We start from the raw sequence: 20,233 nt of genomic DNA, 5'->3' as shown, positions 1-20,233 counted from the left end.
CCGTTTTGAAGCGTTTCAACGTTTTTGCCCTACTGATCGACCAGTATCGCTACATAAGGAACACGAGTTCTAAGCGAGCTGCTGTCATGACTCGCTTGATTTTGATCTGTTGTGCCCCTGTCCTCGCCTGGGTCTCTTGGGCACAGGGATGGCAGCTGCAATCAGTGGGAGAACTGATCGGTGCCCTGGGCCTGCTGGCCGGTGTGTTTATCTCTGCCTATGCAATTGTTTTTGGGCTTAGGGTTACTCAAGGGCGCAGGCCAACTAGCAACCTGAAGCTCAAGGTCGCGCATTCGATGGACGAAGCGGCACTGACGCTTTTGTCAACGGGCCTCCTCGCAGGAATCGATGCGGGCTTCTTAGCTGTGGTTTCCGCCATGACACCAGAGGGATCCTCCGTTGGGGTTGGGATGACAGCTGCGGCTTCTGGTTTGAGCTCGTTGGTTGGCCTCTACTTCCTGATGTCGGTTCGACGCCTGCACATGCTTTACGTCGAGGCTTTCCCCCCGTACTGGAGGGTCAGAGCCATGGTCGGTCATGAAGAACAGTCAGAGCAGAAGCCGAGTCACCACTGATTGCCAGAATCGCTAAGAGAATTTCATCAAGTTCTAAGCGCGGATGACTTGACCCTAATCTGGAAGACCATAGTCTTGGCTGGGTTAGCAACGTACGTACCCTCGTGAACTTTTGGAAGTGCCTGTGGACGAGAGTGACATGTATTTTTGCGCGCTCCCTTCATCTCTCGGACATCGAGAAGGCATGTTGTTCTAATGCTCGGCCTCGCTGGCCAGTGCGCTAGGCCAGGTCATTTACATGTACACCGGTCTCGTGGTCTTGGCGTGGCTGTGGGTGCAACCGCGCCACGGAGGCGAATTATCGGGCGTCGGTAGCGCCCAGCTGTGCTGCAACATGAGCGGCAAATGCGGGGTCGTCATGGATGCGCGCGACGACATCGTCTGCGATCTTGTTCACATCTATCGGTCCGGCGTACATAGGGCTCTGCGTAGAGGCGCGAGGATCATCCCTGGCGGTGTAGGCGCTCTTGCCATCGTCACCGTAAGCGGTGAGGACGTGATCGAAGACAAGCTGCACCTTCGAGGTGAAGATGTTGGATGTGTAGGGCGTTTCGGGCAGCCCTTGGTCCAGGACCTGGCGGATTGTGCTGTCGACGTCGCTCATCACGTCGACCTTGCGCCGCCAGTCCTGGACGAGCTTGTCGTGGAGATGTTCTAGGAGCTTCTTGGCGCTGGCCTTCACGGTGGCACGCTCGTCCTCTGTCAGCGCGGGATCGGGTTGGGTCAGCAGATCGAAGATTGCGAGCTCTTCCTCGTTCAAGCCTTCTCGTGCAGACCGTTCTTCTTCCTCGGTTAGGGTCTGTGACAGTTCGATCAGGCGTCGGAGGTACTCGTCGATGTTCACACTTCCGGCGTTGTACTCCGAGATCAACTGTTCGATGCGTTCGAGCAGTTCGTACCGTGTTGGGTTGCGGGTCGCTGCTCCGATGGCCTGTTGGCGGAGCAGTTGGGCCAATCGATCCGTTTCGGCTCGCTTGCGACCTGCGATCTTGGCTGCCAATCCCTCAAAGTCGATCAAGGACAGGTCGATCAAGGGGTCTGGTTTGGTCCCCTCGGCGGCCGCCCGGATGACATACTCCTCTGCACCGACCGATCGATCGAGTAAGGCGTCGACCGCGTCCGTGACTGCGCCGAGGTCTGCCTTGGGCGGCCGTGTGGCTTCTGCGATGCGTTCGGCGAGGACCCGGATCGCGGCGACGTTTTGCTGCTGGGCGGCTGCCTTGGGATTCGGTAGAAGCGCCTTGAAGAGCTTGCGTACCTGGCGGGCCTTCTGCTGGAAGTCATTCCGGGTGTCTTCGTTCACCAGCAGTGCTTCGACTGCGGCGTCACGCTTGGCGACGTGATCGAACCCCTCAGCGTCACGCATCGCGCCAAGATCCACCCCCAGGCCGGAGCAGAACTCGAACAACTCGGCGACGGAGGTATCCAGCTCGTCCGAGAGCGCATCGATGATCTCGATGGGCGGCTGACCGGTCTCTGCCGCCCCGTAGATGGCGAGTGCCTTCTCGAGGTTCCGGAAGACGCCAACGTAGTCGACGATCAGGCCGTTGTCCTTCTCTGGGAAGACGCGATTGGCACGGGCGATGGTCTGCATCAGGGTGTGGTTCTTCATCGGTCGGTCGAGGTAGATGGTCGAGACACTGGGCGCGTCGAAACCGGTCATCCACATCGCGCAGACGAACACCAGGCGCAGCGGGTCCGCGGAGTCCTTGAACTTCTCGGCGAGGTCCTCGCGGTTCATTCGCTCGCGGTGCGGCCGGATGTCGAGTCCGAGGTCGTCGAGCATCTTGAGTTCGTTCTGGCTTTGCGAGACCACCACCGCCATGTCGGTGGTTTCCATCAGCTCGATACGCGACGCCAGCCAAGGCCGCTCCAGTTCAGGGAGTGCATCGTGTGCAGCACGCAACTCATTGAGATGCTCGGCCCAGGCTTCCTTGACCAGGTTGTACATGCGCACGGCGGCGGCCTTGTCGAGTCCGACATACATCGCCTTGCCGCTGAACCCGCGGCCGGCGAAGTGGGCGACGAGGTCCTTGGCCAGGACCTTCAGGCGCTCGGGACGTGTCAGGAGCGTGTATTGCGTGCCGAAGGCGCGTGCCAGCTGGCCCTCGGCGTCCTCGTCGAGCTCGGCTTCTTCCAGGAGTGCGTCGAGTTCGTCGGAGAAGTTCTGGTTAACCAGCTGGAGTTCGGGGATGCGGTTCTCGTAGTAGAGCGGAACCGTCGCACCGTCTTCGATGGCGTCGCGGAAGTTGTAGATGCTGACGTAGTCACCGAACTGCTCGCGGGTTGCCTGCTCTTCGCCGGCGATCAGCGGAGTGCCGGTGAAGCCCATCATCGAGGCGTTGGGCAGTGCTGTACGCATGTTGAGGGCGAGCGTGTCGTACTGGCTGCGGTGCGCCTCGTCGGTGATGACGATGACATCTGAACGATCCGAGAGAACTGGCATCTGTCGCTCCCCCAACCTCTTGGATGGCTGGAACTTGTGGATCAGGGTGAACACGTACCGGTGATCGGCGGCCAGCAGTTCGCGCAGGTGTGAGCCGGCCTCTGCATGCACCCGTGCCTCGGGTGAGATCGCTCCGGCGTCGGCGAACTCTCCGTGCAGTTGGGTGTCGAGTTCGGTGCGGTCCGTGACCATGACGAATGTCCAGTTTCCCGGCACTTGGCGCAGAACTTTCTGTGTGAACCACAGCATGGACAGCGACTTGCCCGATCCTTGAGTGTGCCAGAAGACACCGAGGCGTTTGTCCTGTGCAGAGCGTGCCTGATGGAGGTTCTCGATCGCTGCGTTGACGCCGAGATACTGGTGCGAACGCGCCAAGACCTTGATCAGTCCACCGGGACGCTCCATGTAGGCGACGAAGTTTTCGAGGAGGTCGAGCAGCATTGCTGGGTCACAGGTGCCCCGCAGGGCGGTCTCCAAGGCGATCGCGCCACGGGTCCCGGCGGCGTCGATGACTTTCCAGTCATTGAAGAACTCCCACGAGGAGTACGTCGACCCGACCTTGGCAACGCTGCCGTTGGACAGCAACACGAAGCAGTTCGGAATGAAGAGCTGAGGGACGGTGTCGCGATAGTCGGTCAAGTTGTCGTCGTAAGCTGACTTAACCGACTCGTTGGGCTCCTTGAACTCCATCAGCACCAACGGGACACCGTTGACGAACAGTGCAAGATCAAGGCGGCGGCTGTGGAGGCTGCCCTTAACCCACAGCTGCTGCACCGCGAGGAGGTCGTTGTTCGAGGGGTTCCGCAGATCGAGGTAGCGGAGCGTCTCGATCTGCTTGTCACCGTTGTCGTCGGTCCACTCGGCTTGATAGCCATCACGCAACAGGTTGTGGACCTCCCGGTTGGCACGCACCCGGTCCATGGCCGAGCGGTCCTTGGTGAATACCTCAGTGGCCTCGTTGATCGAAGCATCCGGGACACGCTCGTCGTTGAGCTTGCGCATCTCGAAACGAAGCCTGTGACTGAGTACGACATCGTGCTGGGAATCACGCCCAAGGGTACCTTTGGCTCCTAGGGTCTCCTGGAAAGCATTCACCGGCGTCCAACCAAGCTGCGCCAGCAACTCAATGCTTGGTTTCTCGACGTAAAAGTACTCCGGACCAGTGGGAGCCATTACGCCACCGCACCCTCATCGGCTAGCTCTGTCGTGACCAGCGCGTCTAGATCGAGTCTCGAAATGTCGATCTGACCCGTGACCAGCTTCGGCAGCAGGAGGTCTCGCAGACGCTCAAGGGCGGCGGCCTCGCGCCCGAGGTGGTGCGAGAGCCTCCAGCTTGGCGCGGCGCTAAGGGTGAAATTCTCTAGAACTTCACGCGGAGGCACTAGGACGTCACAATTGATCACCTTTTCCTTACTTACATTCTGCTGCGCAGCACCCTGCGCGATTTGATTTAGATGACCGCGGAGAGACTCGAGTGTGAACCAAAGGTACTCCGTCGTACAGACGTCAGGATTCGCCACAAGGCCCAACGCCGCCTGATTTGCGCTTGCCGTCGACGTGAGAAGACCAAGCCGACCAACGGTTGGTGATCCATAGATGGCCATCAGGATGGTCTCCGGTGAGAATGTTCTTCCTGCCTCGAGTCCAGCGGCTGAAAGCTGTTCCGAGGACCCAAGCAATACGCCGTCGTTCAGGTCGCCGGTCTTGTACCAATCGACTGAGGGGTCGTCCCAGTACTCGGGCGTTGACCGTCGAGGGGTCGCACCGGCTTGAACGCGAGAGCAGAGTTCGTTCAACTTCCCGGCGGTCCACCCCTCAGGAATCCGTCCGAGGGCTGACTCGGCCATGGGCACATCACCGTGGCCCGGGTATCGGAACTTCACGAACCATTCGCGGTAGATGGACCGCGCCATCTCCTCCAGCACCTCCACCCGCCGCCGGTTGTTTTCGATTAGGTCGTCGATGCAGCTGAGGACGGAGACCACTCTCATTTGCTTCCGCAATGAAGGAATCGAGACCATGATGTTTTTCAGTTGCCCCAAATTGAATCCGGGCACTGCCGCGCCAATTGCCTGACCGGTGACTACACTCACCATGTTGGGGCTCGACAAAAGATAGTACAGAAATGCCGAATCAACCTTTTCTGGGTCTGGCGTCAGTTTCATCTGCTTATTCGAGACGATGTACTCGTCGTATGAAGCACGGTCGTCCACCAGCCCGATCTGGCCAACGGTGCCCCAGCAGGTGAAGACCAAGTCCCCTCGTCGCGCCACGCTACGTTTAAAAGTCATAGCCTTGGTGGCGGTGATGAAGGCCAGACCTGCCTCGCTTAAGCGAACCCCAACGTTCAGGCTGAGGTTCGACCCGCGGATCACGGGCACTCCTTCATTCACGAAGTTCTTCGCACTGATTGCTGAGCCAAACGGACCCGTGGCTAGGGCATGTGGGTTCGGACTTGCTAGGTCAGCGATCGACATCTTACGCAATTCGCTCATACGTCGAGAACCCCTTGGACTGCTGCGTTTACTTTAGAACGCAAGAGGTCGGCTTCGTCGCTCAACATTGAGAATTCTTCATACAGCGCCTCGAGGTCGCCCATGAAGTCAACGTGGCTCTCATCAACCACTGCTGTTCCGGTGTATCGACCGGGGTTTAGGCTCCAGCCTTGTGCCTCGATCTCGTCGCGGGTGGCAACCTTGCAGAGACCGCCCACGTCAACGTAGTTGCCGTCGGGAAAATTCTCCTTGAGAAGTGCGCCGCTGCCCTCCTTGGTCTCAACGTTCTCGCCACGGTAGAGCCGTACGATGTTGGCCAGGAACTCGATCTGTTCGCCTGTGAAATCACGATGGGCACGGTCGACCTGGCGGAAGAGATTTCGCGCGTCGAGGAACAAGACGCTTGCTTCACGCGGTGTGCCGACTTTGGCTTTGTCGAGGAACCACAGCGTTACCGGCAGCGTGACGGTGTAGAAAAAGTTGGAGCTGATCGCGACCATGACGTCGACGGAGCCGGACTCGATCAACTGCTTGCGGACCTCCTTTTCCGAGTGACCCGCATCGCCAGCGGAGTTCGCCATGACGAATCCCGCGCGGCCCTGCGGCGAGAGCGCCGAGTAGAACTGCTGAATCCACAGGAAATTACCGTTGTCGGCCTTCGGAAGGCCGAACGGGAATCGCTTGTCGCCAGCCAGCTGATCCTTCTTAATTTTGTCGACGTTGAACGGCGGGTTCGCCATCACGTAATCGAAGGCACCAACCGCGCCATGTGGATCCTCGTAGTAGCTGTTGGCCTGGCGGATGTCGCCCGAGAGCCCGTGGAGCGCAAGGTTCATCTTGGCCAGAGGGACGGTGTCTTCAGTCTTCTCAGCGCCGAAGACCGAGAGCTGACGGCTGGCGGACGCGTGGTGCCGCTCGACGAACTTCGCGCACTGGACGAACATGCCGCCCGACCCGCAGGCCGGGTCTAAGACCCGACCTTGGAACGGTTCCAGGATCTCGACGATGAGGCGGACGATGGAGTAAGGCGTGAAGTACTCTCCACCGCCCTTGCCTTCCTGCGCTGCGAAATTGGAAAGGAAGTCCTCGTAGATGAAGCCGAAAGCGTCGCCTTCGAGCTGGGTGGGCAGCGGCGCAAATAGCCGCAGCAGCTCAATTAGGGTCGAACGTTCCAGCTTCTGATAACCGCGGGGCAGGATGTCCTTGAGCTCGGGGTTAAACTTCTCGATAGCCTTGATTGCATCGTCGGTGGCCTTGCCGACGTCATCGCCTTCAGGCAGGTCAACAAGAGTCGACAGTCGTGCCTCATCGGGGACATAGAGGACGGTCTTCGCCTTATAATCTGCGATCGCCGCAGGGTTCCGAGCGCTGGCCTTGGCCTCGACCTCGCCACGAACAGTCTCGAATCGGTTCTCGGCGTAGGCGAGGAAAACCAGCCCGAGCACTGGGTCGCGGTATTGCCCCGGCGTGAGTTTCGAGTTGGCTCGCAGCTCATCGGCGGCAGCCCAGAGCATGGCCCGCACCCGGACGAGATCATAAGTTTTCACAAGTAGAGGATATCGGCGAAGGCGGACGCAGCGCTCAGGTTCACGGTGGGTCGCGGGTGACGGAGGCAGACATGGACGCAGCGGCAGTAGTCCGTAGGTTCATCAGGGACCTGGAAGTCGAGTAGGTCTGCCGGTACACGGATTAAGTTCTTGACGTGCGCGAATCTTGTCTCATTAAACGTTCGTTTGATGAGATTTTCAGCGCATGGTTCGCTGGATCGAACGCTCTTTTGGTGCTGGTGCGCCCACGTGGGGGGTCACCTGCTGGTGATGTCTTCGAGTGCGGCTTCGAGGCGGGCATCGGCGTCGTTGGCGACGTCGCGTGTGGCGTCGGTGGAGCTGAGCTGAACCATGGTCTGGGGGTCGATGGACTCGATGGTGGTTTCGGTTGCCCCGGGGGCGCGGCGGACGACGACGTTGCAGGGAAGGAGGGCCCCCAGTTCTGGTTCGGCGGTGATGCCGCGTTGGGCGAGTTGCGGGTTGCAGGCACCGAGGATGATGTAGTCACCGAGCGCATCCCCGTTCTCCTGACCGAGTTTTTGGGTGAATGTGGCCCTGACATCGATCTCTGTCAGGACGCCGAAGCCCTGCTCGGCGAGGGCACTGCGGGTGCGTTCGACGGCTTCGTCCCAGGCGAGGGGGACGGTAATGGTGTGGGTATAGGCCATGTCGGATCTCCTCGGGTACAGGGTTGATGTTGTCCGCCACGCTACTGCTCTGTGTGGCGTGGTGGAACCCATTCGGCGGTCGCGGGGTCGCGTCCGGTGTGTGTTTCGTACATGCGCAGTGCCACAACAACAGCCGATGCCGCGCTGAGGGCGGCGGCGACCCAGACGGCCGCGCGCAGACTGGAGGCGTCGGCGAGCAGGCCTCCGAGAAGCGCGCCGGCGGCGCCGTGGGCGTCGGGCGTAGGTCGTACTGTTCGGCGAGGTAGCCGGCGAACAGGGACGTTGCGGCGATAACCCCGTAGCCCGTGGCTTCGTTCAGGCCCATGGCCAGTCCGCGGCGGTCCGGGCCGACGAGGTCGATCTTCATCACGACCGTCGTGGACCAGGCCAGTCCCTGGTTGATGCCGAGCAGGGCGTTCGCGGCGACCACCTGGCCCCAGCCCGGTGCGAGGATGAGCATGATCGGCACCGGGACGGCGAACAGCCAGCCGGCCAGCAGGACCGGCTTGCGTCCGTAGCGGTCCGAGAGCGTCCCGGCGAATCAGTTCGAGGCAGCCTTGGTGAGGCCGAAGGCGGCCACGTACGCGAAGACGAACGTGTAGCCCGCGAGTGCGAACTCGGACTTCGCGAGCAGTGGCAGCACCGTCTGCTGTCCGATCATGCCGCCGACGAGGGCGTTGACGGCCACCAGCGGGGCGAACTGCGCGGCGTTGGCGCGCAGTCCCAGTGTCGGCAGGCGTGCCGTGGTGGTGTTCATGAGGGGGCTCCAGACGGCGCTGGCGCGGCTAACCGGTTCGGGGAGTCAGGCCTGCTGGGTTCGTTGTGCTTTGAGTTTGGCCCGTACCTCGGTCATGTCCAGTGCCTTGACGCTGGTGATGACTGCCTCGAGGTCGGCGGTACGCAGGGCGCCGGGCTGGCTGAAGACCAGCACGCCGTCGCGGAAGGCCATCAGCGTCGGGATGGAGGTGATGGCGGCGGCGGCGGCGAGGCCCTGCTCTGCTTCGGTGTCGACCTTGCCGAAGAGGATGTCCGGGTGCTGCTTTGAGGCGGTTTCGTAGGTGGGGGCGAACATGCGGCAGGGCCCGCACCAGTTGGCCCAGAAGTCGACGAGGACGATCTCGTTGTTCTCCAGGGTCTGCTCGAAGTTCTGTTCGGTGAGGTTGACGGTGGCCATGGTGTGCTCCTTTGGTCCGGTGGTTGGTGGGTTAGGGCGTTTCGGCCGTTCCCGGTGCGGGGGACGGGGGTGTCTTGCGTAGTGGGCAGGCGGGGATGGCGAACCAGCACAGAGCTGCTGCTGCGGCGAGTGCCGCGGCGGTGATGCCGACGAGGAGGTTGGCTGGGGAGGGCAGTTCCTGCATCAGCACGAAGACGCCCATGGCGAGGACGAAGAAGCCGAAGCCCCGGCGAAGGGCCGACTCGGGGATGCGTCCGGCCAGGCGGGCTCCTGCGAGGGAGCCGATGATGGCGGCGGCGGTCACGCCGAGGGTGAGGGGCCAATCCAGGTTTAGGGCGGTCAGGTGTCCGGCGAATCCTGCCATGGAGTTCATCGCGATGACCAGCAGCGACGTGGCAACGGCCGTGGCCATCGGCAGACCGCCGAGCAGGACGAGCGCGGGCACGATCAGGAACCCCCCGCCGGCGCCGACGAGCCCGGTCAGCAGTCCGACGGCCCCGCCGGTCAGAAGGGTTTTTGCCATTGGCATGTCCACGGTTGGATCTGCCGCGCTGGTTGCGCGTCGTCCCCGGATCATGGCCGCGGAGGTGGCCAGCATCATGGCCGCGAAGGCGACCATGAGGACCGTTCCGGGGATGTGGTTGCCCACGGTGCCTCCGGCGAAGGCCCCGGCCATGCCCGCGGAGCCGAAGAGGAGCCCGGTCTTCCATTTCACGCGGCCGTTTCTGGCGTGGTTCCCCGCGCTGGCCAATGAGGTCACGCCGACGACGAACAGGGACATGGTGATTGCCTGTTGTGGTTCGAGCCCGGCGACGTAGGTGAGGATCGGGACGGTGAGGATGGACCCCCCGCCGCCCAGGAGGCCGAGCGAGAGCCCGATCAGTACCGAGAGCAGGAGGATCACTGCGAGCGTGACGGTCATGGTGGTCCTTGTCAGGAAAGGGAGCAGGCGGGAAGCAGGGGGGGGCTTGGGGACAGGATGCCTAGGTGGTGGACAGGCCGGCTTGCTGCCAGGCGCTCATGCCCCCGGCCATGGTGTCCGCGGCGAAGCCGGCGGCGTTCAGGGCGTCGGCGACGCGCGCGCTGCGGTTCCCGCTGCGGCACACGACGATGACCGGGCGGTCCTTGTCGATCTCGCCCAGGCGGGCGTTGAGGTCCCCCATGGGGATGTGGAGGGCGCCGGGGATCATGCCGTCGGCGACCTCGAAGTCCTCGCGGACGTCGAGGACCTGGTCGCTGTCCCGGCGGGCCGCGGCCTGCTGGATGTCGATCTCGCTCATGTGTCTTTCCTTCCGGATCATTTGTATTTTTTTGGGGTCGTGGGGCCGTGTGGCAGGGGGATGCCGCACGGCCCCTGTTCATGGGCCAGCCCCGGTGGGCGTCCGGAGGGGGACGATCCCGGGCTGGGTTCTAGTTCCGGGCCGGCAGCTGGTCGATTGCGGTCCGGGCGGTGGGTTCGGCGGCGGTCTTGTTCCAGGGCATCTTGGATAGTGCCTGGCCCATGGCGCAGGTGTTGGTTGCGGCCGAGAAGGTCAGCCCGGTGCCGATGGCGCCGGCGAGCAGGCGCAGCTTCGGGGAGACGAACCTCCCGGCGACGAGGCCGGCGACCACGAGGGAGCCGGCGGCCAGGCGCACCTGTCGTTCGAGGTCCCAGCGCTGGGTGCCGCGGACGACGTCGCCGCCGGCGGAGGCGAAGCCCGGAACGCCGCCGGCCAGGACCAGGGCGGTGCCGATTCCAGCGCCGTCGAGGCGCGTGCGGGCCTGCTCGGCCCGGACGCCGGACTGGCACACCAGCACCACGCGGCTACCCAGGCGCTCGGCGAGCTCGTCGGCGTGCTCGGACAACAGCGCCAGCGGCACGTTGTAGGAGCCACGGATGTGCATGGTCTCGAATTCCGCGGCGGAGCGGACGTCGAGGACGACCAGGTCCTCGTGCTGGTCGATCCATCCGCGCAGGGTCGCGGCGTCTAGGTCGGTTACGGTGGGGGTTGCGGATGCCAAGAGGACCTCTTCCTGTCGAACGAATACGTCCTTAAGAGTCTGCCACATACCCCTGGGGGTATGCAACAAACCCTAGGGGGTATAGAATCGGACAGGAACAAGACCATCCGAGGAGAACCGCCATGCAGCTCGACACCACCGAACTCAAGCCCGTCGTCAACCGTCTCAAACGAGCCCAGGGCCAGCTGGCAGCGGTCACCCGCATGCTGGAGGGGGGGAGCGACTGCAAGGATGTCGTGACGCAGCTTTCCGCGGTCTCCAAGGCGCTGGACAAGGCCGGCTTCGCGATCATCGCCTCCGGGCTGGAGCAGTGCCTGGCCAGCGAGGACAACTCGATGGACAAGAAGGACCTGGAAAAGCTCTTCCTGTCCCTGGCCTAAAAGCCACATTCCCGGTTCGGCGGTTCCCGGACACGCAACAGGGCGTCCTGCATCATGCGGGCGCCCTTTTTTCGTCTCCGGTGGGATGCATCCGTGTGCGTGGGTTCCGGCGCGTGCCGGGGGACCGCGCGGCTTCCGCGTGTTCGGCGCTGCAGCGTGGGGGACGGGCCGCGGGGGTCGCATGGGGGGCGCGTGCTTCGGTTGCGAAGTGCCGCAGGCACCAAAGGGACGCCCCGCAGATCGCCGGGGCGTCCCTTTCCTTCCTGCCCGGCCGTCATAGCCGGCCGGGGCGGGTTATGCGTTGGCTGGCTGCGAGGCCTTCCAGTTGGCCCAGGCGGCGTAGCTGCCGTCGAGTTCGACGACGTCGTGCCCTGCCCGGCGCAACGCGCTGGCGGCCACGGAGTTGCGCACACCGCTTTGGCAGTAGGTCACGATCGTGCCCTCGCCGGGCAGCTCGTCCTGGTGCCAGAGCACGCGGCCGGCGCTGAGCTGGCGGGAGCCGGGGATGTGTCCGTCGGCGTGCTCGGTCTTGTTGCGCACGTCCAGCACCAGTGCCGCGTCGAAGTCCTCGAGGTCCTCGGGCTGGATGATCCGCGGGACCGCGGTGGGCAGGCCCTGCAGGTCGGTGACATAGCCGGCGACCTTGTCGATCCCGACCCGGATGAGGTGGTCCCACAACTGCTGGGCCTGCTCCTGGTCCCTGGCGAGCAGCACCAGCGGGCGGTCATCCGTTTCGGGGTCGATGGCCCACGCGCCGAAGCTGGCGACCTTGGTGCCGGCCGGGATGTTCACCGACCGTGCGACGGTGCCCGGGTGGACCTCGTTGTTCGGGCGCGTGTCGACGAAGGTGACCGTGTCGTCGTCGATGTCGCCAGCGACCTGGGCGCTGGGCAGCTCCTGCAGGGCGTCGCGTTCGCCGATGACGGCGGGGCCCTGGCGGTTCTGGCGCTTCATCCGCGAAAAGTACGCGTGGGCATCGGGCTGGCCCTCGAGCAGCTCGTCGATGAATCCCTGCTCGTCGCCTGCTTCCAGGTACTTACCCCACCAGGAGTAGAGGCGTTCGTAGCCGACGGTGGTGGAGGGCAGTGCGCCGAGCGCCTTGCCGCAGGCGCTGCCCGATCCGTGGGCCGGGAAGACCTGGACCAGGTCCGGCAGCGCCAGGAAGCGGTCGCGCAGGCTGGCAAAGAGCTGCTTGGCCCCCTCAAAGCGAGTGTCCACGCCGCCGGCCGCCTCGTCGAGCAGGTCCGGTCGGCCGAGGTCCCCGGCGAAGACGAAGTCCCCGGAGAGCAGGTAGCCGGGCTGGTCGGCAAAGGCCCCATCGGTCACCAGGAACGAAAGATGCTCCGGGGTGTGCCCGGGGGTGTGGATGGCCTTGAGCGTGATGTTGCCGATGGCCAGGGTTCCACCGTCGTGCAGCCGGTTGGCCTCGAAGCCGTACTGCCAGTCCTCCCCGCCTTCCCCGGAAACATGCATCTCCGCTCCGGTGGCCTCAGCCAGCTCGCGGGTCCCGGAAAGGTAGTCCGCGTGGATGTGGGTCTCGGTCACCGCGACGATCTTCATCCCGTTGGCCGCGGCCAGGTCCAGGTAGGGGGCGATGTCACGGCGGGCATCGACCACGATTGCCTCGCCCTTGCGCTGGCAGCCGATGAAGTAGCTCGCCTGGGCCAGGTCCTCGTCATAGATCCGTTCGAGCAGCATGTGATCTCCTTGATGATCGTTTCGACACCCCGGGGGGTATCCGTTCCTGATCAACAATAATACCTAGGGGGGTATCCCGCAAGGACCTCCGATAAAATCTGTATACCCGTGGGGGTATGCTGGATTTTGAAGGCGGCAGTACCGCAAGAGCCAAAAGGAATGGGGACGAAAGATGTGCCGAGCAGTCACATGCAGGAAATGTGGCAAGACGACATGGGCCGGGTGCGGCAACCATGTCGAGCAGGTCATGCGCAACGTGCCGAAATCCAACCGTTGCACGTGCGGTGCCTCCGCGACCCCACCGGAGGCAAAGCGGTTCGCCGGCACCGGATGGCTCGGCAGACTTTTCAGTCGGGACTAGGTTGTGATCCCGCGGGGTGGTGTCCACCGCGAGTGATTTTTTCGGGCCCCGGCCAAAGGTGGGATCGTCATTGTGGACCAATTGCCTGGTTCTGTGGCATGCGGACACTTCTTGGCCGGGCCAGCGTGCGCACCGCGTCTGGCCACCATTTCCGCTTTGGGAAACACCGGCCGCGTTTTGGGAACAGGGGAGTGGATTCCAGGCACGGCACGCGCCGGTCGGCTACGCGGGGCCGAACGCGGATCTGCAGGTCCCGGTGGCTGGGGACCCGGGATGCGCGAGGCCCACATCGGCCACGGGCCCGGTGGGACCGAGGTAGGACGGCCCGGATCGGACTGTAGCTGGCGAACGCCAGGGCGGGCTGTGGGCGGTTAATTCCCGCTGATCGGCAGTCCGGCGCTTGCGGCGTCGGTGAACATGGCATCGATGTGCACGACGTCTTTGCCGGCGCGTTGCAGCAGGCTCGCGGCGATGCCGGAGCGGTACCCGGAGGCGCAGTGCACCCATAGCCTGCCCGGGGGGACGTCGGCCATGCGGGGCAAAAGTTCGTGGACGGGTATGTTGACGGCTCCCCTGATATGGGACTTGTCGAATTCGTCCGAGCGCCGCACGTCGAAGATGATGTCGTCGCCGGTAGTGCCGTGGGGCACCTTTTCCCAACCGACGCGTGGATACTGGGAGGTATCCGCGTCGGGGGCCCATTCGCCGGGGCCGTCGCCGATGGACGCGTCGGGTGAATCGATGCCGATGCGTGACAGGTCGCGGATGGCGTTCTCCACCTCCTCGTGTGTTCCCACCAGCGTCAGCTTTTCGTTCCAGGGCAGCACCCATCCGAGGTAGGCGGTGAAGCTGGAGCCGTCGCCGTATTCGAAGCTGACGGATCCACTGAGGTGGTTGCCGGAGAACGCGACCCTGTTGCGCAGGTCGATGACCCATCCACCTTCGCCGAGACGGCGGGTGATTTCGTTGGCGTCGACGGATTCGGGCACGGTCAGGTCAGGCGAACCGGGGCCTTGGAGGTTCAACGGGCTCATGTGCGCGTAGTAGGCCGGGTATGCGGTGAGGTTGGCAATCAGCGCGGTGACGAAGTGGTCCTCGTCCGGGTCTGTCAGGGCGTGGTTCTGCCGTTCCTGTTCGGCGATCGTGGAGGAGTCCACCCCTGTGGCCGGTCCGCTGGAGCAGAAGGAACCGAAGCCGTGGGTCGGGTACAACTGCGCGTCGGGCGCGGCTTCTCCGACGAGACGACGCGCCGATGCGTATTGCTCCCGGGTCAGCATCTCGGTGTCTTCGTCGCTGACCAGATCCGTCCGCCCGACGGACCCGTATAGCAGGCTTCCTCCGGAGAAGACTGCCTCCTCGCCATCATGGCCGACGATGTAGGACAGGTGCGTATGGGTATGGCCCGGGGTCGCCAGGGCCCGCATGGTCAGCTTGCCGATGTGGATGACCTCGCCGTCCGCGATGGGTGTTCGCTCGTAGTCCAAGGGGTCCGCGGCGTTGACCAGGTATTGCGCCCCGTGGGCCCGGGCCAGCTTGAGGCCGCCCGTGAGGTAGTCGTTGTGGATATGTGTCTCGGCGATGTGGGTGATGCGCACCCCGGCCTCGCGCACGGCGGCTTCGAGCCGGTCCGTATCGCGTTGCGGGTCGATCACCAGTGCGCTCGAGCCGTCGTGTACCAGGTAGCTGCGATCGCCCAGCTGGGGTGTATCGATGGTGATGATGTTCATGGGGGTGCTCCTAGTGCTGATGCCTTCCACAGGCTTCCCGATGCCAGTGCCTAGGAGCATAGTCCGAGGACCAACGGCCTGCATCCCTTCGGGGGGGGGGGGGGGGGGGCCGGGCCCCTAAACACCGGTCAGAGAATCCCGAAAAACGTTCATTTGATGAGGCACCGTATACGTCGATTGGGGACCGCCGCGGGCGGCTGCAGTTCGCGTGGCAAATCAGGGATCTTGGACTTCGGGAGTTCGGCGTGCCGCGTCTCAATACATTGTCTCATTCGCTATTGTCTCAACTGCATGGGATGGAACGGGTTTTTGAGAAGGGGTAGCGCGGATGGCAAGTCTTGGGTACGCGAGGGTTAGCACCATCGAGCAGAACGCGGATCTGCAGACCGCGGCCCTTGAGGGCGCGGGATGCCTCAGGGTCTACACCGACCATGGCGTCAGCGGGACGCAGGCCAGGCGCCCGCAGCTCGACAAGCTGCTCGAGAATGCCAGGGAAGGGGACGAGCTGGTGGTGTGGAAGCTCGATAGGCTCGGGCGCAACACGCGGCACCTGCTCGATCTCGTGGGCGGGCTCGAATCCAGGGGCATCCATTTCCGTTCGCTGACGGAGGGGGTCACGACCACCGGGCCCATGGGCAAGGCGATGCTGACGATCATGTCCGCCTTCGCGCAGCTGGAGCGCGACCAGCTGGCTGAACGCACGCGGGCGGGTCTTGCGGCGGCGGCGGCCCGCGGCCGCAAGGGCGGCCGGCCCGGCGTCACGCCTGAAAGCGAAAAGGTCCGGCAGGCTGGCCAGTACCGTGCGGCGGGGCTCACCCCGCCGGAGATCGGGAAACTTCTTGGCATCAGCAGGGCCACCGTGTACCGGTACCTCGGTCTGTTGGCAGAGTAGAACGGGACGCCGGTGTGGACGTCCCGTTCCTGCCATCTGGTGGGCTGACCGGCTCGCGTGGGCCTTGTTTGCGGGGGCCTGGGAAGCACGTTCGGCGCTTTCCCGGCTCCCGCTTGGTGTTGGTCTGCTGCCGTTCGGCCCGACGGTGCGCGCCTGGCCGCGGGGGGTTCTTACGGCGAGGTTGTGCGGTTTGCTGTTGTTCGCCCGGTGTTTGGCTTGGGGGATGCCGGGCTTCCTGCCCCGATCGCTGCGGCGTCCTCCTCGGCGAAGGACCGGTGGTTGGTTTCGCGTAGGAACAGGGCTGCGATGAGTGCGCCGGCGGCGATGACGGTCAGGTAGATGGCCGGGGCCACCTTGTTGCCGGTGGCCGCAATCAGCCAAGTGGCCACGAAGGGCGCGGTCCCGCCGAATATCGCGTAGCTGACGTTGTAGGTGATGGCGGAGGCGGTGTAGCGCACGGCGGTGGGGAAGACCTCGCACAACAGGACCGCGGTCACCACGTTGGCGGTGACGGCACCCACGGCCAGCATGGCCTGGGCTGCCAGTGCGGATCCGAACCCCCCGCCGGCTGCGAGCTGATAGGCCGGGATGGCCAGTCCCCCGAGTAGGATCACCGAGGCGTACATGGTGCGCTTGCGTCCTATGCGGTCGCAGATCCGGCCGATGAACGGGCACAGGGCGGCCGCGAAGACCAGGGCGAGGACGTTGGAGAGCAGGACCTGGGACGACGGCAGGCCGACGACTTCGCGCAGGAACGTGGTCATGTAGGTGGAGAAGGTGTAGAAGGACAGCGCAGTCAGCGAGATGTATCCGGCCAGCAGGGACATGGTCCGCCACTGCGAACGGAACGTGTGCGACAGGGGTGCGTGATCGGCGGTTTTGGATTCGACGACTGCCTTGAACAGCGGGCTCTCGTCGAGCCGCTTGCGGATGTAGAACGCGATGATGCCCAGGGGCCCGGCGATCAGGAAAGGGATGCGCCAGCCCCAGGAATCCATGTGTTCCGTGCTGAGGTTTGCGGCGAGCAGGTAGGAGAGGAGGGCGGCGGCGGCGAAGGAGCCGAAGGTGGCTGCCGGCATCCAGCTGGAGTGCCGTGAGCGTTCGCCCTGCGGGGCGTGTTCGATGACGTAGGTGACGGCGCCGGCGTATTCGCCGCCGGCGGAGAAGCCCTGCACGCTGCGCGCCGCGGTCAGCAGCACGGCTGACCAGATGCCGATGGTGGCGTAGTTGGGCATCAGGCCTATGGCCAGGGTGGATCCGGACATCAGCAAGACGGTGAGGGCCAGTACGCGTTTGCGGCCGATCCTGTCCCCGAGCCGGCCGAAGAAGGCCCCGCCGACCGGGCGCAGTGCGAAGGCGACGGCGAAGACCGCGAAGGTCTGCAGCAGGGCAACGACGGGGTCGCCTTCGGGGAAGAATGTGCGGGCAAGGATTGGCGCCATGAAGCCGTAGATGGCGAAGTCGAACCATTCGACCACGGTGCCGGCCCCTGCGGCGAAGGTGACCTTGCGCAGGGTGGCGCGGGAAACCGCCGTGGTCCCTGCGGGCGTGGAAGGGGCGGGCGTGGAGTTTGCTGGCGTGGATTTATCTGCGTCGTGCTCGCGTTGCATGTCTGCTCCCTGGAGTCGCGAACCTGTGGAACCCTGCATGCAAAGAGGTGGAACAGCCGCTGGGGCCCATGCCGGGTCAATGATGGTGGATGCCCGGTGATGTGTCCCCGGGTGCGTGTGGATGTACATTTCGGTGTTGCTATGCAAGAACTATAGTTGTGAGGTGAGCAACATCACAAGAGGTCAGGCGAATTGTTTTCGGATCGCATCAAGTGCCTCGGGAGCCGGGGGGCGGATGGCGGTTTGCGGGGGTGCAGGCATGGTTGGATATGACTGTCGACGAAGGCGGAGGACTTCCGCGGAAGAAGGTGCGTGTAGTGGGCAAGACCCAACAAGCTTCGGAGGGCACCCAGGGCGTGGCCGCGTCGCTGCTGAACGGGTTGGCGGTGTTGGAGGCGTTCTCCATCGAGACCCCTGTTTTGGGGGTCACGGAGATCGCGAACCGGGTCAACCTGCACAAGAGCACCGTCTCGAGGATATTGAACGGGCTCACTGAGGCCGGCTATATCCAGCGGGACGAGGACACGGGTCGCTTCCGGCTCGGGCTGGGAGTCATCAGGCTCTCCGGGCCTTTGCTGGCCGATCTGGACGTCCGGCGTGCGGCCCTGCCCTACCTGGAGGACCTTACCGCCGCCACCCGGGAAACCTCGGCGATCTCCGTGTGGAACGGAACGGAGGCGATTGTCGTCGAACAGGTCGCCAGCCCGCACCAGGTCAAGCACACCGCAACCATCGGCACGCACTATCCACGTTACGAAAGCTCCTCGGTGCGCATACTGCTGGCCGGGCTTCCCTCTGCCACGGTTCAGCGGCTCTTGGGGGATGGAACCATCACGATGGAGGCCGGCAGTGGTGCGCCGCAGCCAGTGGCGGCGCACCTGCAGTACCTGCGGGAAACCGGCTACTCGGTCAATGACGGATACACCACGGATGAGGAATACGGGGTCTCCGCGCCGGTGCGCGACTACCGGGGGGTCGTCGTGGGGTGCATCACGGTCAGCGCCCCCCGTTCGCGGGTATACAAGCAACACAGCATGGAGGCACTGGCCCAAGCCGTCAAGGGGGCCGCCGCGCAGGTGTCAGAGCGCCTTGGGGCGCCGGTGACCCCCACGACCGCTGTCGCTGGCTAGGACCGGATCCGCCCGGCAGATGACGCTGCGCTACTTCTCCGTTGCCATCCACACCATCGCCGGGGGCAGGGACCCCGGGCCAAGGGGTTCCACGGAAATTTCTGGAGCCCTTGTTGGTGGTGCTTTTCGGCGCGACGGGGTACCGGCTGGGCTTGGTGCGCAGCGTCGCGTTTGGGGCGGTGTTTTCGTTCATGCGCGCAGAGTTGCAGGGATCCTCGCGGGTGGTGCCGCCGCGGCTCAGCGCGGACCGGGCGTTGCGGTGTCGTCCCGCCAGGGCGGTGTCTGCCGCCTTCATCGTGCTTCCTGCCCCGGCGCGTCTGAGGTCGGGGCAAGCCCTTGATGGCGGGCAGTGCAGGGAGCCGAGGACCAAGAGGAACAGGGCTCGTTTGGGGACTTCTCTCCGCGAGTGGAGGTGCCCGAGTGCCAGGTGACCAGGGCTAGCCCGGCGTGTGAGGTGTAGTGCCCGGTCTGGGAGTCCGCGCCGGTTGCCTCGGTGAGGATCCGGGCCTCGGTTCTGTGTCGATCACCGGTAGCGGCGCCAGGGGTTCGCGAAGGGGCGGGCCTCCATGTGCAGCTCGACCCGGCCCGGGGCCCGGACTTCCATGTCCCGGCGGAAATGCAACAGTCCGGCACCCGCTGACGGGTGCCGGACTGTGGTCCCGCGGCGGGCATGCCGGGCCGCGTGAATTCGAGGGTACGGTGCCGTCTAGGCCGGGTCCGCGGGGGTTGCCACCTCGGGCTGGGGGTCCGAGAGGGTCTTCGGGATCGTGTCTTCGAACCGGCCGAGGCCGTTCAGGTAGTCCACCACAGTATCGGTGGACTCCACGTCGCCGAACTTGTTGTCGATGTCGTAGAGGTTCCACTGCACGACGCCCGGGACGCGGTCGCCGATGGTTTCGCGGGGGATGATCGGGCGGAAGCCCTTGGCGATGGCGTCCTCGACGGTGTGGCGCACGCACCCGGCAGCGGTCGCGCCGGTCACGATGAGGGTGTCGATGCGGTTGGAGGTCAGGAAGAGCTCGAGGTTCGTGCCCGGGAACGCCGAGGCGCGGTTCTTCTGGAGCACGACCTCGCCCTCGGCAGGCGCGATGCGGTCGTCGATCTGCGCCCAGTAGGAATCCGCCGGAAGGGTTTCCGTGGGGATCTTCGAGTACCACAGGCCCATGTCATTGGTGCCGGAGGAGGCGTCGCGGTTGTTGTAGACGTTCGTGGTGTAGAAGACCGGGACGCCCTTGGCGCGCGCGGCCTCGTTGATGCGCTGCACGTTGGGGATGATTTCCTCCATGCCCGGGCAGCTGAACGGGTGGCCCGGGCGGGTCCAGGCGTTGGCCAGGTCGATGTGGATGACGGCGGGGCGGTTGCCGAAGCCGATCCGCCGCTTGAAGCCGCGCTCGTTGTAGATGCTGGTTCCGGCTTCGAATGCCTCCTCCAGCACTGCTGCAAGACGAGCTTCGATGTCGTTGAACGTCTCTGTCGTTTGAGTCATGGTTCTCTCCACTCTCGAGGTTTCTGTGTTGCTGGCAAAGCAA

Annotated in this window: 16 protein-coding genes and 1 pseudogene; 4 read left to right on the top strand and 13 right to left on the bottom strand. The window is 64.2% G+C overall.

Features of this window, described 5'->3' with window-relative positions; translation table 11 throughout:
• Positions 1-5: 5 nt before the first annotated feature.
• Entirely contained in the window at positions 6-575 is a 570-nt protein-coding gene (locus tag AB8M85_RS03415; protein ID WP_372697352.1) for a hypothetical protein, read from the top strand.
• 298 nt (positions 576-873) lie between these two features.
• On the opposite strand, the gene AB8M85_RS03410 is transcribed toward AB8M85_RS03415, so the two are convergent.
• The 9 genes and pseudogenes from AB8M85_RS03410 to AB8M85_RS03370 form a co-directional block, all read right to left on the bottom strand.
• A complete protein-coding gene (locus AB8M85_RS03410) occupies positions 874-4,194 on the bottom strand; it encodes a type I restriction endonuclease subunit R (RefSeq protein WP_372697351.1) in 3,321 nt (1,106 codons plus the stop codon).
• The gene (locus tag AB8M85_RS03405; protein ID WP_372697350.1) at positions 4,194-5,396 is read right to left on the bottom strand and encodes a restriction endonuclease subunit S; all 1,203 of its coding nucleotides are present in this window, start codon (positions 5,394-5,396) and stop codon (positions 4,194-4,196) included. Before AB8M85_RS03405 ends, AB8M85_RS03410 begins: the two co-directional genes overlap by 1 nt.
• 116 nt (positions 5,397-5,512) lie before the next feature.
• Positions 5,513-7,063, bottom strand: coding sequence for an N-6 DNA methylase (locus AB8M85_RS03400; protein WP_372697349.1), 1,551 nt, complete (start codon positions 7,061-7,063; stop codon positions 5,513-5,515).
• A 257-nt stretch (positions 7,064-7,320) separates the two neighbouring features.
• Positions 7,321-7,731 carry a DUF302 domain-containing protein gene (locus AB8M85_RS03395; RefSeq protein ID WP_372697348.1) on the bottom strand — a complete coding sequence of 137 codons (411 nt, stop codon included), beginning with the start codon at positions 7,729-7,731 and terminating at the stop codon, positions 7,321-7,323.
• Positions 7,732-7,960: 229 nt separating this feature from the next.
• Positions 7,961-8,488: pseudogene (locus tag AB8M85_RS03390) on the bottom strand (MFS transporter); the annotation flags it as partial.
• A 45-nt stretch (positions 8,489-8,533) separates the two neighbouring features.
• Entirely contained in the window at positions 8,534-8,905 is a 372-nt protein-coding gene (trxA, locus tag AB8M85_RS03385; protein ID WP_372697347.1) for a thioredoxin, read from the bottom strand.
• A gap of 31 nt (positions 8,906-8,936) precedes the next feature.
• A complete protein-coding gene (locus tag AB8M85_RS03380; protein WP_372697346.1) occupies positions 8,937-9,827 on the bottom strand; it encodes a sulfite exporter TauE/SafE family protein in 891 nt (296 codons plus the stop codon).
• A 61-nt stretch (positions 9,828-9,888) separates the two neighbouring features.
• Positions 9,889-10,185, bottom strand: coding sequence for a rhodanese-like domain-containing protein (locus AB8M85_RS03375; protein WP_372697345.1), 297 nt, complete (start codon positions 10,183-10,185; stop codon positions 9,889-9,891).
• A 130-nt stretch (positions 10,186-10,315) separates the two neighbouring features.
• On the bottom strand, positions 10,316-10,906 hold the full coding sequence (locus AB8M85_RS03370; RefSeq protein ID WP_372697344.1) for a rhodanese-like domain-containing protein: 591 nt from the start codon (positions 10,904-10,906) through the stop codon (positions 10,316-10,318).
• Between the two features lie 122 nt (positions 10,907-11,028).
• On the opposite strand from AB8M85_RS03370, the gene AB8M85_RS03365 reads away from it, so the two are divergent.
• Positions 11,029-11,286, top strand: coding sequence for a metal-sensitive transcriptional regulator (locus tag AB8M85_RS03365; protein WP_372697343.1), 258 nt, complete (start codon positions 11,029-11,031; stop codon positions 11,284-11,286).
• 294 nt (positions 11,287-11,580) lie between these two features.
• Here the strand turns inward: AB8M85_RS03365 and AB8M85_RS03360 are convergent, their stop codons facing one another.
• Both AB8M85_RS03360 and AB8M85_RS03355 read right to left on the bottom strand, forming a co-directional pair.
• On the bottom strand, positions 11,581-12,984 hold the full coding sequence (locus AB8M85_RS03360) for a rhodanese-like domain-containing protein (RefSeq protein WP_372697342.1): 1,404 nt from the start codon (positions 12,982-12,984) through the stop codon (positions 11,581-11,583).
• 732 nt (positions 12,985-13,716) lie between these two features.
• Positions 13,717-15,072 (bottom strand): rhodanese-like domain-containing protein, encoded by a 1,356-nt coding sequence (locus AB8M85_RS03355; RefSeq protein ID WP_372697341.1) that lies wholly within the window; start codon positions 15,070-15,072, stop codon positions 13,717-13,719.
• A gap of 328 nt (positions 15,073-15,400) precedes the next feature.
• Between AB8M85_RS03355 and AB8M85_RS03350 the strand changes: the two genes are divergently transcribed.
• Positions 15,401-15,964 carry a recombinase family protein gene (locus AB8M85_RS03350; protein WP_372697340.1) on the top strand — a complete coding sequence of 188 codons (564 nt, stop codon included), beginning with the start codon at positions 15,401-15,403 and terminating at the stop codon, positions 15,962-15,964.
• Positions 15,965-16,134: 170 nt separating this feature from the next.
• Here AB8M85_RS03350 and AB8M85_RS03345 read toward each other — a convergent pair whose 3' ends face one another.
• The gene (locus tag AB8M85_RS03345; protein ID WP_372697339.1) at positions 16,135-17,574 is read right to left on the bottom strand and encodes an MFS transporter; all 1,440 of its coding nucleotides are present in this window, start codon (positions 17,572-17,574) and stop codon (positions 16,135-16,137) included.
• A gap of 269 nt (positions 17,575-17,843) precedes the next feature.
• On the opposite strand from AB8M85_RS03345, the gene AB8M85_RS03340 reads away from it, so the two are divergent.
• Entirely contained in the window at positions 17,844-18,704 is an 861-nt protein-coding gene (locus tag AB8M85_RS03340) for an IclR family transcriptional regulator (protein ID WP_372697338.1), read from the top strand.
• A 706-nt stretch (positions 18,705-19,410) separates the two neighbouring features.
• On the opposite strand, the gene AB8M85_RS03335 is transcribed toward AB8M85_RS03340, so the two are convergent.
• The gene (locus AB8M85_RS03335) at positions 19,411-20,190 is read right to left on the bottom strand and encodes an N-carbamoylsarcosine amidohydrolase (RefSeq protein WP_372697337.1); all 780 of its coding nucleotides are present in this window, start codon (positions 20,188-20,190) and stop codon (positions 19,411-19,413) included.
• Between the last annotated feature and the right edge of the window lie 43 nt (positions 20,191-20,233).

The sequence above is a fragment of the Arthrobacter sp. JSM 101049 genome, assembly GCF_041679245.1.
In the GTDB taxonomy this organism is placed as follows: domain Bacteria; phylum Actinomycetota; class Actinomycetes; order Actinomycetales; family Micrococcaceae; genus Arthrobacter_H.
The sequence above is the reverse complement of the archived record's forward strand: the minus strand, read 5'-3'. Positions and strand labels throughout refer to the sequence as shown.

Coding starts and splice junctions, on each gene's coding strand:
- AB8M85_RS03410 (WP_372697351.1), bottom strand. CDS start 4,194: ATGGCTCCCACTGGTCCGGAGTACTTTTACGTCGAGAAACCAAGCATT.
- AB8M85_RS03335 (WP_372697337.1), bottom strand. CDS start 20,190: ATGACTCAAACGACAGAGACGTTCAACGACATCGAAGCTCGTCTTGCA.
- AB8M85_RS03360 (WP_372697342.1), bottom strand. CDS start 12,984: ATGCTGCTCGAACGGATCTATGACGAGGACCTGGCCCAGGCGAGCTAC.
- AB8M85_RS03355 (WP_372697341.1), bottom strand. CDS start 15,072: ATGAACATCATCACCATCGATACACCCCAGCTGGGCGATCGCAGCTAC.
- AB8M85_RS03340 (WP_372697338.1), top strand. CDS start 17,844: ATGACTGTCGACGAAGGCGGAGGACTTCCGCGGAAGAAGGTGCGTGTA.
- AB8M85_RS03395 (WP_372697348.1), bottom strand. CDS start 7,731: ATGGCCTATACCCACACCATTACCGTCCCCCTCGCCTGGGACGAAGCC.
- AB8M85_RS03380 (WP_372697346.1), bottom strand. CDS start 9,827: ATGACCGTCACGCTCGCAGTGATCCTCCTGCTCTCGGTACTGATCGGG.
- AB8M85_RS03350 (WP_372697340.1), top strand. CDS start 15,401: ATGGCAAGTCTTGGGTACGCGAGGGTTAGCACCATCGAGCAGAACGCG.
- AB8M85_RS03365 (WP_372697343.1), top strand. CDS start 11,029: ATGCAGCTCGACACCACCGAACTCAAGCCCGTCGTCAACCGTCTCAAA.
- trxA (WP_372697347.1), bottom strand. CDS start 8,905: ATGGCCACCGTCAACCTCACCGAACAGAACTTCGAGCAGACCCTGGAG.
- AB8M85_RS03345 (WP_372697339.1), bottom strand. CDS start 17,574: ATGCAACGCGAGCACGACGCAGATAAATCCACGCCAGCAAACTCCACG.
- AB8M85_RS03375 (WP_372697345.1), bottom strand. CDS start 10,185: ATGAGCGAGATCGACATCCAGCAGGCCGCGGCCCGCCGGGACAGCGAC.